The sequence below is a fragment of the Geobacter sp. SVR genome (assembly GCF_016865365.1).
Lineage (GTDB): Bacteria > Desulfobacterota > Desulfuromonadia > Geobacterales > Pseudopelobacteraceae > Pelotalea.
On sequence record NZ_AP024469.1, the window covers coordinates 957,689 to 970,366 of the forward strand.

The window sequence follows — 12,678 nt, forward strand, 5'->3', positions numbered from 1 at the left end:
TCCGCTGTATTCGCTATTCCACGAAACTCTTCAGCTTTTTGCTGCGGCTGGGGTGACGCAGTTTGCGCAGGGCCTTGGCCTCGATCTGACGAATCCTCTCGCGGGTAACTTCGAAGTCCTGGCCCACCTCTTCCAGGGTATGGTCGCTCTTTTCGCCGATGCCGAAGCGCATCCGCAGGACCTTTTCCTCACGAGGGGTCAGGGTTGACAGTACCCTCGAAGTCTGCTCGGAGAGGTTTGCCTTTATGACCGCCTCGATCGGTGATACCACGGCCTTGTCCTCGATGAAGTCTCCCAGGTGGGAATCCTCCTCCTCACCGATGGGAGTTTCCAGCGAGATCGGCTCCTTGGCGATTTTGAGCACCTTGCGCACCTTGTCCAGCGGTAGCTGCATCCGCTCGGCAATCTCCTCGGGGGAGGGCTCGCGGCCGTTTTCCTGGACCAATTGACGGCTGGTGCGGATCAGCTTGTTGATGGTTTCGATCATGTGCACCGGGATCCTGATCGTACGGGCCTGGTCCGCAATGGCGCGGGTAATGGCCTGGCGGATCCACCAAGTGGCGTAAGTGGAAAACTTGTAGCCGCGCTGGTACTCGAACTTGTCGACCGCCTTCATCAGGCCGATGTTGCCCTCCTGAATCAGGTCGAGGAACTGCAGGCCGCGGTTGGTGTATTTTTTGGCAATCGAAACCACCAGGCGCAGGTTGGCCTCGATCAGCTCCGACTTGGCGATGCGGGCCTTGCTTTCACCCTCTTCGATGGCCAGCAATGCAGTAGAAAGCTCGCTGGCCTTGAAGCCCGATTCCTGTTCGATCTTCTGCAGCTTCTCGGCCGCTGCCACCAGACGCTTGTCGAGCACATCGGTGTCTTCGGCGTTCAGCTTCAGTTTTTTGAGTTCGGCAGGGGCCTTCTCCTCGTCGCGCAGGTATTTCTCCATCAGCGCCTTGAGCTTGTCGGAGGGTATCAGCGTTTCCAGGTCGGCCATTTCCTTCATCAGGCGATCGACCTTGAAGGACAGCTCCTTGAGGCGTTCGGCGATCTTGGTGATGTGCCGGTCTTTCAGCCGCAGGGAGGTCAGCAGCGTGGCCTGATGCTCCTTGGTCTCGCGGGCCTTCTTCTCCAGTTCCTTCTTCTTGGCGGCTGACTTGGCGCTTTCCATGGCCTCGTTGATGGCAACCAGTTCCTGGTCTCCGGCGGCAATGGCGTCAATCACCTCCAGAATGCGCAGCTTGTTGACATCTTCCTCGTCCTCTTCCAGTACCTCTTCTTCCACCTCTTTGCTGATCTCCGAGGCGCCGATCTGGAATTTGCGCAGTTTTTCGCCCAGCAGCACCACTTCCCGGATCGTGATGGGGGTGTTGAGAATCACGCTGGCAACGTCGCGCTCCCCTTCTTCGATCCGTTTGGCGATTTCGACCTCGCCCTCGCGGGTCAGGAGCGACACGGAACCCATTTCCCTGAGGTACATGCGGACCGGGTCGCTGGTGCGGCCGATGGAGCCGGGCTCGAACTCGACCTCTTCGGCTTCGCCTTCCCCCTCCTCGTCCTCTTCCATGTCGATCTTCAGCTTGGGGATCTTGACTTTCTGCGTGGAGTCGACGATCTCGATGTCCATGTCACCGAACATGCCCATGACATCATCGATCTGCTCGGTGGCAATGTCAGGGGGCAGTATATCGTTAACCTCGTCAAAGGTCAGAAAGCCCTTCTCTTTGCCGAGATCGATCAGTTGTTTTACTTCATCCATGTTTTTCTTTGCCATTCTCTCACCTCAAATGCAGTCGTTCATGGCTACAGTTTTGATTTTCTCATGCTTATGTCATTAATTTCATGGAGTAATGCTATATATTCTGCACTGTCCTGGTCCAGTACTCTCAACTTGGCAGTCAGACTTTGAATTGAAGGAAGAGATTTCTTTTTAACTGCGCGTAAGCAGTCTTCAAGTACTGTATGCCAGTTAACGCCTGCCAAGTGTTCTTCTGAAACAAGTAGTTTTGTGAGCAAGTTCTTATGCTCTTGATTTTCTAGACTATCAATCAGTAATTGGAGGTTTTTCGAATTCTCATCACCGGGGACTGTAGCAATAAAATTAGCAATTTCTTGATATTGTCCGCTAAAAATATTGTCTATTCCATATGAGATGATTTCTGCCCTCGCTTCTGGGTATAACCCCATGAGCGAAAGCATCATTTCTTGCGTTGAATCGCCTCGCTTATGTGGGTGGCTTTTGTCGCTAACTAAATCTTGTGAGGAAAGAGTTATACCTCCCAAAGCTTTACGAAAAGTATGAATTGGAATTTCCAATAAACGGCAAACTTCTTTTTCGTATAAATCTCTTTCAAGAGGCCTAGTAATTTTTTTAAAAGTCGGAACAATCTCGTCTATGATTCGTCTTTTGCTATCTACACTGTCCAGTGGAGTGCTGGCCAAAATCGACTGTACAAAAAACTCGAAAGCCGGCCGGGCCTTTGTCTGGCAGGTGCGGAAGGCCTCGACCGTGTTGCCGGCCAGGAAGCTGTCCGGATCGTCGCCGGAAGGCAGCGTGATGACATAGGCCGGCAGGCGCTGCTCCAGGAACAGCTCCATCGAACGGATGGTCGCCTTGCGGCCGGCCGCATCGCTGTCGAACAGGGTAAACACCCGGGCCGCATGCCGCTTGATGAGCCCGGCGTGATGCGATGTCAGGGCGGTGCCGCAGGTGGCCACCACGTTGCGGATGCCGGCCCGGTACAGGGCCAGGTGGTCGAAGTAGCCCTCCACCAGGATGACGCTGTTCTCGGTCCTGATGGCCGGCAGGGCTAGGTCCAGCCCGAACAGCACCGAACTCTTGTGGTAGATCGGCGATTCGGGCGAGTTGATGTATTTGGGCAGCGAAGCATCCAGCACCCGGCCGGCAAAGGCGATCACATGGCCTTTGGCATCCCGGATCGGAAAAATCAGCCGGTTGCGGAACAGATCATACCAGCCCCGGTCGCTTTTCCGGATGATGCCCAGCTTCAGGGCGGTTTCCAGTGGGATGCCGCTGGCTTTCAGATGCTGAACCAAGCCGTCGCCGCGATCCGGAGCAAAACCGAGCCGGTAGGTTTCGGCAATCTCCCCCCGGGCAGTGCGCTGTTCCAGGTAAGAACGGGCAATCGAACCCTCCGGTTTCTGTTCAAGAACCGTCCGGTAATAGCCGGCAGCCAGATCGTTGATGCGCTGGAATGTCTGCCGTTCGCTCTGGGCCTGCTTTTCGGCCGGCGTCAGCTGGCGTTCCTCGATTTCAACCCCGGCCTTGCGGGCCAGCAGCTTGACCGATTCCGGAAAACTCAGCCCTTCGATCTTCATGATGAAGGAGAAGGCGTTGCCCCCGGTGCCGCACCCAAAGCAATGAAAGATCTCCCGGGCCGGATTCACGTTGAATGATGGGGTCTTCTCGGCGTGAAACGGGCAGAGTCCGGTGTAATTGGCGCCGGCACGACGCAACTGCACGTAATCGGACACGACCTCCACGATGGAGAGCCGCTCCATCACCTCGCGCACCTTCTCTTCCGGGATCATGGCCGCACACCCGGTTTTTCCCGCCAAGCGGCGATCATTCTGTTGCCCAACTGGGCGAACATACTGGCCGAATCGGAGCTGTTGATCCTCTGCTTGAGCTTGAGCGGCATGAAATCCGCTGTGGCAATACAGAATAACATGCTCAGCAGCAGCACGCCTTCGGCGGCACCGATCAGGAGCCCCCCCAGGCGATTGAGGCTGCCCAGCATGACGACCCGCAGGGCGGCCGTGATGATGTTGCCGAGGATGTGGGCGATGAATCCCGTCAGCAGCAACAGCAGCATGAAGGCCAGAAAGGCGGCCACATGCGCCGGAATATGCAGGATTGCGTGTATCGGAGCCGAAAGGGACGGATAGTAATGATACGCAAGCCATCCACCCAGGATCAGACCTGCCAGCGACGACGCTTCGTTGACAAGTCCGCGAAACAGCCCCTTCAGGGCAAAGAAAGCCAGGATCACCAGGATGACGATGTCAAAAAGGTTCATCGAAGTGCCTTGATACAATTACAAAGAAGGGGCGATCATAGCGATAGCCCCTCAAATATGGACGGATATGCCGATGTCGGGCAATAGCGTGCGTCAGGAAAGGCGTCGTCTGACAATGTCGCTGACAACCTTGCCGTCCGCCTTCCCGGCGGTCAGCGGGGTCACCGCCTTCATGACGATGCCCATATCCTTGGGGCCGGCTGCCCCGGTCTCGCTGATGATACGTTCGACCAATTGTTCCAGTTCGGCTGTTTCCATCTGGCGCGGAAGGAAGCCCAGCAGGACATCCAGTTCCGCCTGTTCTTTGGCGGCCAAATCTTCCCGGTTTCCCTCACGATAGAGGCGGATCGATTCGCGGCGCTGTTTTGCCAGGGAGGAGATGACCTCGATGATGCCCTGGTCGTCCAGTTCCCGCATCTGATCGATTTCGCGGTTCTTCACCGCCGAACGGATCATGCGGACAGCCGAAAGGCGCAGGTCATCCCGCGCCTTCATGGCTTGTTTCATCGCTTCGGTTAATTCTTCCTTAAGGGCCATGCGTGCTTTGGGTCCCCCGCGTACGGTTTCAAAGTCGGAAAAAGTATCTCCTGCCCCATGAAAGGGCAGGAGAATGTCTTACTAGTCCATCATCTTGCGCTGTTTCTTGAGGGCACGCTTGCGAGCGGCAATGGCCTTTTTCTTGCGCTTGATGCTTGGTTTCTCGTAATGTTCGCGTTTACGAACTTCGGAGAGAATGCCTGCCTTTTCGCACTGCTTCTTGAATTTCTTCAGGGCGAGCTCAAACGGTTCGCTCTCCTTGATTTTTACTCCCGGCATCCAGTATCCCTCCCCCCATTGTGAAGTGACTGCCAAGACGATCGTACTGCGCCGTGACGTAAAAAATATGCGAGTTATATAACATAGCAGCTATGGGAATATTGTCAAGATAAAAACGGAATTTACAATAGGATAGCCTGCTCAGGACGGACGGGAGTTCTTTTCCTCAATGCCCGATGTGCCGAAACGGCGTCGCAGTTCCCCGAATATCTCCTCCGGCGGAATCTCGTGGTATCCCAGCAGCACCAGGGTGTGAAAAAACAGGTCCGCGGTTTCGCAGACGATCTCGCGGCGCGCACCCCCTTTGCCGGCGATCACCAGCTCGGTGGATTCTTCGCCCACCTTCTTGAGAATCGTGTCCAGTCCCTTCCGCATCAGCGAGGCAGTATAGGAGTTTTCCCCGGGATTGGCCTTGCGGTCGAGAATCACCTGATAAACGGCATCGAGGATATGTTGCGGGGGCTGATTCATTGGTGGGTCCTGTCTGCACCGGGAGTGCGAATTACAATCTGACCGGCACGTTACGGTCGCTGAGAAACTGTTTGGCTTCCCCGATGGTGTACTCGCGGTAATGGAAGATGGAGGCAGCCAGGCAGGCGCTGGCGCCGGCCCGCGTGAAGCCGTCGTAAAGATGCTCCAGATTGCCGACCCCGCCGGAGGCGATCACCGGTATTGAAACCGCGTCCACCACCGCACGGGTCAGGTCGAGATCATATCCGTCTTTGGTGCCGTCGCAGTCCATGCTGGTCAAGAGAATCTCTCCCGCCCCGTAGGACTCCATCCGGACCGCCCACTCGACTGCGTCGATACCGGTCGTTTTACGTCCCCCGTGGGTGTAAACTTCCCAGCGGTTCTCGCCCGGAACACGCCGGGCATCAATGGCCACCACTGTGCACTGGGAACCGAAGCGTTCCGCGGCTTCCCGGACAAATTCGGGCCGGTGCACGGCTGCGGTATTGATCGAGGTCTTGTCAGCACCGGCATTCAGCATGCGGCGGATGTCCTCCACCGTGCGGATGCCCCCGCCGACGGTCAGCGGCATGAAGACCCGCTCGGCGGTGCGGCGCACCACATCCACGATCGTGTCGCGCTCATCGCTGGAAGCGGTGATGTCCAGGAAGGTCAACTCGTCGGCACCCTGGTGGTCGTACATTTCGGCGATTTCGACAGGATCGCCGGCGTCACGCAGTTCCAGGAACTGCACCCCTTTGACGACTCGCCCCCCTTTGACATCCAGGCAGGGTATAATGCGTTTGGTCAACATGCGCGTTTCTCCGAAACGCAGGTTAAGATTGAGGTTAAGGTCAAGAGAACTTCATTCTCAACCTCAACCTGGACCTCAACCTGCTTTTGTAAGTGCAATGGCTTCGGCCAGCCTGATCGATCCGGTGTAGACCGCCTTGCCGGTGATCACGCCGGTGACGCCGCTCTGCTCGATTGCCATCAGGTTCCTGATGTCGTCGAGTGAGGAGACACCCCCCGAGGCGATGACCGGGATCGATATGGCTTCGGCCAGCGTTTTGGTGGCATCGAGGTTGGGGCCCTGCAGCATTCCGTCGCGGCTGATGTCGGTGTAAATGATGGCAGAGACGCCGAAGTCCTCGAATTTTCGGGCAAGGTCCACGGCGGTGGTGTCGGTCACCTCGGCCCAGCCCTGTACCGCCACCAATCCGTTTTTGGCGTCGATCCCTACCACGATTCTGCCGGGGAAGCTGGCGCAGGCCTCGCGCACCAGTTCGGGGTTGCGCTGTGCCGCGGTACCGATGATAACCCGCGAGAGCCCCAGCGAGAGATAGGCCTCGATAGTGGCCAGATCACGGATGCCCCCCCCGAGCTGTGCCGGAATGGCGATGGTCTTGACGATGGCCTCGATGGCGCTCCGGTTGCGGGGTTCGCCGGCAAAGGCGCCATCCAGATCGACGAGGTGCAGCAGTTCGGCCCCCTGGTTCTGCCAGTCCAGAGCCTGCGCGGCCGGGTTGTCGTTGAACACCGTATCCTTGTCCATCAGCCCCTGTTCAAGGCGGACGCATTTTCCTTCTTTCAGATCAATGGCAGGTATGACGAGCATCGGTAGTTACCTTTCAAAGCAATGGAACGCGGAAAAAGCAGGATTTTAGCGGATTGACACGGATAAAAGGAAAAAGGTAAATCCGCGTGAATCCGTCGTATCCGCGAACATCCGCGTCCCAATACTTCTGTTTTATTTCATTGCGGCGAAATTCTTCAGTATCCGCAGCCCTACAGCCTGCGACTTTTCCGGGTGGAACTGGGTGGCGACGACGTTGTCCTTCCAGACGGCCGAGCAGAATTCGATGCCGTAGCTGGTGGTGGCAGCGGCGACGGATGGATCATCCGGACGGACATAATACGAATGAACGAAATAGACGTTGGCGTTATCCTCTATCCCTTCGCATACCGGCGGACGCCGGCTGAAGCTGAGCTGGTTCCAGCCCATGTGGGGGACCTTCAGTTCCTCGTCATTCTCCCGCATTCCTTCCGGAAAGCGCAGGACATGGCCGGGGATCACGTCCAGGCCTCGGTACAGGCCGAACTCGACACTGTCGGTAAAGAGCAGTTGCATGCCGACGCAGATCCCCAGGAACGGGCGTCCCTCCCCGATCACCTTCAGGATCGGTTCAACGAACCCCCCCTGTTCCAGATTGCGCATGCAGTCGCGAAAAGCGCCCACACCGGGCAGCACGATTTTCTCCGCCTCCAGGATCATGCGCGGGTCGGCCGTGATGACCGCCTGAGAGCCAACCTTTTCGAAGCCTTTCTGCACCGAGCGCAGATTGCCCATGCCATAGTCGACGATGGTGATCATTTGATGCCGTTCCTGTTGATGTAGGTGCCATAGCCCTTATCAACGCCCTTGATGTGGTTGATCAGCCAGTCCTGCAGGAAGTTGATCACATCCTGTGCGATGAGCGGAGTGCCGGAGTTGAATTTACCGATCAGGTCGACCACCTGATCGACCAGTTTTTTGTGATGTGCCTTATGGGTGGCCTCATCGGGATATCCCGCAAAGCTGCGTTCCTCTTCGGCAAAATGATTAACGGTATATTCGGCCAATCCATTCAGCACCCGGCCGATCGCTTCCTTGCTCTTCTTCTGCTGCATGGCGTCGGCCAGATCGTTGACCATGTTGAAAAGCACCTTGTGCTGATCGTCGAATTTGCCGACCCCGGTCGCAAACGACGGGTCCCATTCCAGGGCCTTGGAGAGGCGGAATTTCCCGACCAGTTCGTGCAGGCCGTCGACCTGCTGTGCCAGCGTAGTGGTGGCCTGAGTGGTGTGCCGGGCGTTTTCCACATTGCGATTGACGACATCGGTGATCAGCTGGATGTTGTTGGTGATCTCCTGGGTGGTGGCGGTCTGCTCCTCGGCAGCAGTGGCAACCTGGCTGATCTGCATCGTCAGGTCGTTGATCTTGTTGAGGATGTCTTCCAGGGCCTCACCGGAGCGGGCGGTTTCGGCGGTGCCGCGTTTGACTTCGTCGACCCCTTCCGACATGGAGTTGACGGCGCTCTGTGTCTCGTTCTGAATCGCCTTGATCATTGCAGCGATTTCCTTGGTCGCCTTGGTGGTGCGTTCCGCCAGAGCCCGGACCTCATCGGCAACCACCGCGAACCCACGCCCCTGCTCGCCTGCCCGGGCAGCTTCGATGGCTGCGTTCAGAGCCAGAAGATTGGTCTGGTCGGCAATGTCCTGGATGGTGTTGACGATGGCGCCGATCTGGTCGGAGCGCTGCCCCAGCCCCTCGACGGTTTGGGACGATATATTCACCCGGTTGGCGATGTTTTCCATCAGGTGGGAACTGCTCTGAACCAGCTGGGAGCCGCTGTGGGTCTGTTCAGTCGCCTTATGGGCGCTTTCGGCAGCATACAGGCAGTTGCGGGCGATATCGCTGGAAGTGGCCGACATCTCTTCGCTGGCAGTGGCGATGGTACTGGCCTGGGTGGCAACGTCTTCGGCGGCGGCCGCCATGGCGTCGGTGGTGGAGCGGACCATCACCACCGAGTCACGCACCGTATCAGCAACGGAAAAGAACTGGCGCATGGCCTTGTTCATATCGGTCATCATGGTATTGAAGGAATTGGCAAGCCGTACGAATTCCTCTCCGCCGGTCACATCGGCTCGCACCGAGAGATCGCCGGCAGCCGCTTTCTCAAGCGCAGTGATTATGCCGGCCAACGGCCTGAAAGCGCTGCTGCTGAGAAAGCCCAGCAGGATCGACATCACGACCAGCACCACTGTGCCGATCAGCGCATTCAGCCAGAGCTGGCCCTGCGGATTCAGGACCGCAATTGCCGCAACTGTGAGGAGGATACTGACAGCGTTGCCGACGATAATGCGCATGGTAAATGACATCGATCTTTCCTTTCAATGGTCTGGCGTGTGGTAGCTGCGTCTAGGCAATCCTCGAAAAATCAGAGATTTTACCGAACATGCGGGCGATTGCGGTCAGGAGAGCCAGGCGATTTTCGCGTACGCGCGGATCTTCCGCCATGACCATGACTTTGTCGAAGAAATGATCCACCGGGCCACGCAGGGTGGCGATTTCCACCAGGGCATCCAGCCAGGCGCCGGATGAGATCAATCCTTCTGTGGAGGCCTTTACCGCCATGGCGGCTTTATACAGATCCCCCTCGGCCGGATCCTGGAACAGGGCCGGATCGACCGGTGCATCCAGGCCCTCCTTGATAATGTTGCCGATCCGTTTGAAGGCCACCGTCAGCGGATCGAAATCGGGATGTGCCTTGAACTCGGACAGTGCAGCGATGCGTGCCGCCACATCCACCAGGTCGTCGAAACCGGCGGCCACGGCGGCATCCACCGCATCAGCCGGGTGCTGTTCGGCAAGCAGGTTGACGAAACGGCCCCGGAAGAACTCCATGATGTCCCCCTGTACCGCCTCGTAGGGACGGGTCATACGGGGGGCCAGAGACGTGAGGGCCTTGTCGACGTAAGCGGACAGGGACAGGCGATATCCCTTGTCGAGAATGATGTTGATGATGCCGAGGGCGGCACGGCGCAGGGCATAGGGGTCGGCCGAGCCGGTGGGGATCAGCCCGACGCAGAAGCAGCCACAGATGCTGTCCAGCTTGTCGGCAATGGAAACAAATGCGCCGATGTCCGACGCCGGCAGTTCACCGCCGGCCTGGGTCGGCATGTAATGTTCGGCAATGGCGTTGGCAACGGCCGGATCGATTCCTTCCAGCAGGGCATATTCACGTCCCATGATTCCCTGCACCTCGGGGAATTCCCCCACCATACCGGACACCAGATCGGCCTTGCACAGATAAGCGGCCTCGCTGGCCTGTGCCTTGACGGCACCGTTGAGATCGTTGGCCAGATCCTCGGCCAATCCCCGGAACCGCTCCATCTTCTCATAAGAGGTGCCGAGCTTCTGCTGATAGACCACCGATTTCAGCGCCTCCACGCGGGTGGCCAGCTTCACCTTCTGATCCTCTTCAAAGAAGAAGCGGGCATCGGAAAGTCTGGCGCGCAGCACGCGTTCATTGCCCTTTACCACCACGGAGGGGTCTTCGGTGAGGGTGTTGTTGACGGTGATAAAGCCGGGCAGCAGTTTGCCGCCGGCATCGACGATCGAAAAATAACGCTGGTGGCTGCGCATTGAGGTGATCAGCACCTCTTTGGGCACCTTGAGGAACTCGGCAGAAAAGGTGCCGGCCACGGCGCTCGGGTATTCGGCCAGATAAGTGACCTCTTCCAGGAGCCCCTCATCCGGGAGCAGCCTTCCGCCGGATGCTTCCGCCACCCGGTGGGTTTCGCGGCGGATGATCTCCTTGCGCCGCTCCGGGTCGGGGATCACAAAGTGGCGTTCGCATTCCTCCAGGTAATGGGCATAGTCACGGACCGGGAAAGGGGTGTTGGCCATGAAGCGGTGACCACGGGACACGGCGCCGCTCTGGATGGTGCCGAATGAAAACGGCACCACGCTGCCATCGAACAGGGCTACGATCCAGTGGATCGGCCGGGCGAAGCGAACGTCCAGATTACCCCAGCGCATGGATTTTCTGAAGGGGATCTCAGCGATCAGTTTCGGCAGGATTTCTGCCAGGATCAGGTGCGTCGGCCGGCCATTTTCCTGTTTAGTGACCGACAGGTACTCGCCCTTTTCGGTGGTGATGATTTTCAGTTCGGAGACGTCGACACCCTGGCCGCGGGCAAAGCCCTCGGCAGCCTTGGTCGGCTTGCCGTCGGCGTCGTAAGCTGCCTTCCGGGATGGACCGGTGGCGGTTATCTCCGCGTCGGGCTGCACATCCGGCAGACCTCGCACCACCAGAGCCAGGCGGCGTGGTGCCCCCAGGCTTTTGACCTCTTCGAAGGAGAGCCTGGCATTGGTCAGTTCGCGGGTGATGATGGCCTCCATTTCGGCCATGGCGCGCGGGATGAACCCGGCGGGAATCTCCTCGCTGCCGATTTCGAGAAACAGTTCTTTGGCGCTCATCGCTCGACGCCCCCTTTCAGCAGCGGATATCCCAGCCGTTCACGTTGCTGCACATAAGCCTCGGCGCAGATCTTTGCCACGTTGCGCACCCGGCCGATGTAAGAGGCCCGCTCGGTGACCGAGATGGCGCCGCGGGCATCCAGGAGGTTGAAGGTGTGGGAGCATTTCATGACGAAATCGTAGGCCGGAAAAACCAGGCCCTTTTCGGCGAGACGGATGCACTCCCGTTCGAAATTGGTAAACGACTCCAGCAGCAGGGGCACATTGGCCTCCTCGAAGTTATAGGTTGAAAACTCCACCTCGGTCTGGTGATGGATGTCGCCGTATTTTACCCCCTTGACCCATTCCAGATCATAGACGTTGTCCACCCCCTGCAGATACATGGCAATGCGTTCGCAGCCGTAGGTGATCTCACCGGCCACCGGCTTCAGGTCGATGCCGCCGGCCTGCTGGAAATAGGTGAACTGGGTGATCTCCATGCCGTCCAGCCATACCTCCCAACCCAGCCCCCAGGCGCCCAGGGTCGGCGACTCCCAGTCATCCTCGACAAAACGGATGTCGTGCTTGTTCGGATCGAGGCCGAAGGAGCGCAGCGAATCGAGGTACAGGTCCAGGATGTTCAGGGGCGACGGCTTCATGATCACCTGGAACTGGTAGTAATGCTGCAGACGGTTGGGATTCTCCCCGTAGCGGCCGTCGGTCGGCCGGCGGGAAGGTTCCACGTAGGCCACGTTCCATGGCTCGGGGCCGAGCACACGCAGGAATGTGGCGGGATTGAAGGTGCCGGCGCCCTTCTCGGTGTCGTAGGGCTGCTGGATGACGCATCCCTGCTTTGCCCAATAGCCCTGCAGCGAGAGGATAAGGTCCTGAAATGTCACAATGAAGTCCTCCGAAGGGGGATTGCACACAAAAGAAAATTAGAATACCAGCTCCACGCAGTGCGGTCAAGAAGCTAGATATGGAGCGGTTTTCCGTATCAAGAGCATTCAGTATGCCGCTCCCAGAAGGAATCGAGAGCGTCGGCAGCACGACCGGAGTGTCGGAGGCATGCAGGAATACCTATAGATGCTGTTCGTTCTGCAGGCGCCGGAGTGCTACCTGACGCCGCTGCCGTGAAGACCGGTGCGCTCACGGTGGTGATGGATGGCAGAGTAGAGCTGGCGTGTGGCTGAACACATATATTCACCTTCAGGGTGCGGTCAAGGCACATCACCCGACGCTTCCCCAGCTCCCCACGGGAAGTACAGCGGTTCGGTCGGCGGTTTTCCCGGCATGGACTGCCGCCGCGGAGGCTCCTGGCCCGATGTGCTGCATACCTGCCGTTGTTCCGGTCACTGTCCCGAAGGCACTCCGGCAGTG

Annotated in this window: 12 protein-coding genes; all 12 read right to left on the reverse strand. The window is 58.1% G+C overall.

Features of this window, described 5'->3' with window-relative positions:
* Positions 1-13: 13 nt before the first annotated feature.
* On the reverse strand, positions 14-1,762 hold the full coding sequence (rpoD, locus tag GSVR_RS04520; RefSeq protein WP_173196098.1) for an RNA polymerase sigma factor RpoD: 1,749 nt from the start codon (positions 1,760-1,762) through the stop codon (positions 14-16).
* A 29-nt stretch (positions 1,763-1,791) separates the two neighbouring features.
* Positions 1,792-3,540 carry a DNA primase gene (gene dnaG, locus GSVR_RS04525; RefSeq protein ID WP_173196096.1) on the reverse strand — a complete coding sequence of 583 codons (1,749 nt, stop codon included), beginning with the start codon at positions 3,538-3,540 and terminating at the stop codon, positions 1,792-1,794.
* Positions 3,537-4,028 (reverse strand): CvpA family protein, encoded by a 492-nt coding sequence (locus tag GSVR_RS04530; protein ID WP_173196094.1) that lies wholly within the window; start codon positions 4,026-4,028, stop codon positions 3,537-3,539. The genes dnaG and GSVR_RS04530 overlap by 4 nt, the downstream gene beginning before the upstream one ends.
* Positions 4,029-4,121: 93 nt before the next feature.
* Complete coding sequence (locus tag GSVR_RS04535; protein ID WP_173196092.1) at positions 4,122-4,565, reverse strand: GatB/YqeY domain-containing protein; 444 nt, start codon at positions 4,563-4,565, stop codon at positions 4,122-4,124.
* A gap of 81 nt (positions 4,566-4,646) precedes the next feature.
* Entirely contained in the window at positions 4,647-4,844 is a 198-nt protein-coding gene (gene rpsU, locus GSVR_RS04540) for a 30S ribosomal protein S21 (protein ID WP_173196090.1), read from the reverse strand.
* A gap of 141 nt (positions 4,845-4,985) precedes the next feature.
* Positions 4,986-5,315 (reverse strand): phosphoribosyl-ATP diphosphatase, encoded by a 330-nt coding sequence (locus GSVR_RS04545; RefSeq protein WP_173196088.1) that lies wholly within the window; start codon positions 5,313-5,315, stop codon positions 4,986-4,988.
* A gap of 31 nt (positions 5,316-5,346) precedes the next feature.
* A complete protein-coding gene (gene hisF, locus GSVR_RS04550; protein WP_173196086.1) occupies positions 5,347-6,108 on the reverse strand; it encodes an imidazole glycerol phosphate synthase subunit HisF in 762 nt (253 codons plus the stop codon).
* Between the two features lie 75 nt (positions 6,109-6,183).
* On the reverse strand, positions 6,184-6,912 hold the full coding sequence (gene hisA, locus GSVR_RS04555; protein WP_173196084.1) for a 1-(5-phosphoribosyl)-5-[(5-phosphoribosylamino)methylideneamino]imidazole-4-carboxamide isomerase: 729 nt from the start codon (positions 6,910-6,912) through the stop codon (positions 6,184-6,186).
* Positions 6,913-7,044: 132 nt separating this feature from the next.
* Positions 7,045-7,668 carry an imidazole glycerol phosphate synthase subunit HisH gene (hisH, locus tag GSVR_RS04560; protein WP_173196082.1) on the reverse strand — a complete coding sequence of 208 codons (624 nt, stop codon included), beginning with the start codon at positions 7,666-7,668 and terminating at the stop codon, positions 7,045-7,047.
* Positions 7,665-9,215 (reverse strand): bacteriohemerythrin, encoded by a 1,551-nt coding sequence (locus tag GSVR_RS04565; RefSeq protein WP_173196080.1) that lies wholly within the window; start codon positions 9,213-9,215, stop codon positions 7,665-7,667. Before GSVR_RS04565 ends, hisH begins: the two co-directional genes overlap by 4 nt.
* Before the next feature lie 40 nt (positions 9,216-9,255).
* A complete protein-coding gene (gene glyS / locus GSVR_RS04570) occupies positions 9,256-11,319 on the reverse strand; it encodes a glycine--tRNA ligase subunit beta (RefSeq protein ID WP_173196078.1) in 2,064 nt (687 codons plus the stop codon).
* Positions 11,316-12,197 carry a glycine--tRNA ligase subunit alpha gene (gene glyQ, locus GSVR_RS04575; protein WP_173196076.1) on the reverse strand — a complete coding sequence of 294 codons (882 nt, stop codon included), beginning with the start codon at positions 12,195-12,197 and terminating at the stop codon, positions 11,316-11,318. Before glyQ ends, glyS begins: the two co-directional genes overlap by 4 nt.
* Positions 12,198-12,678 lie beyond the last annotated feature (481 nt).

Excerpts from the sequence above, each read along its gene's own strand:
- rpoD (WP_173196098.1), bottom strand. The coding sequence starts at position 1,762 with ATGGCAAAGAAAAACATGGATGAAGTAAAACAACTGATCGATCTCGGC.
- dnaG (WP_173196096.1), bottom strand. The coding sequence starts at position 3,540 with ATGATCCCGGAAGAGAAGGTGCGCGAGGTGATGGAGCGGCTCTCCATC.
- GSVR_RS04530 (WP_173196094.1), bottom strand. The coding sequence starts at position 4,028 with ATGAACCTTTTTGACATCGTCATCCTGGTGATCCTGGCTTTCTTTGCC.
- GSVR_RS04535 (WP_173196092.1), bottom strand. The coding sequence starts at position 4,565 with ATGGCCCTTAAGGAAGAATTAACCGAAGCGATGAAACAAGCCATGAAG.
- rpsU (WP_173196090.1), bottom strand. The coding sequence starts at position 4,844 with ATGCCGGGAGTAAAAATCAAGGAGAGCGAACCGTTTGAGCTCGCCCTG.
- GSVR_RS04545 (WP_173196088.1), bottom strand. The coding sequence starts at position 5,315 with ATGAATCAGCCCCCGCAACATATCCTCGATGCCGTTTATCAGGTGATT.
- hisF (WP_173196086.1), bottom strand. The coding sequence starts at position 6,108 with ATGTTGACCAAACGCATTATACCCTGCCTGGATGTCAAAGGGGGGCGA.
- hisA (WP_173196084.1), bottom strand. The coding sequence starts at position 6,912 with ATGCTCGTCATACCTGCCATTGATCTGAAAGAAGGAAAATGCGTCCGC.
- hisH (WP_173196082.1), bottom strand. The coding sequence starts at position 7,668 with ATGATCACCATCGTCGACTATGGCATGGGCAATCTGCGCTCGGTGCAG.
- GSVR_RS04565 (WP_173196080.1), bottom strand. The coding sequence starts at position 9,215 with ATGTCATTTACCATGCGCATTATCGTCGGCAACGCTGTCAGTATCCTC.
- glyS (WP_173196078.1), bottom strand. The coding sequence starts at position 11,319 with ATGAGCGCCAAAGAACTGTTTCTCGAAATCGGCAGCGAGGAGATTCCC.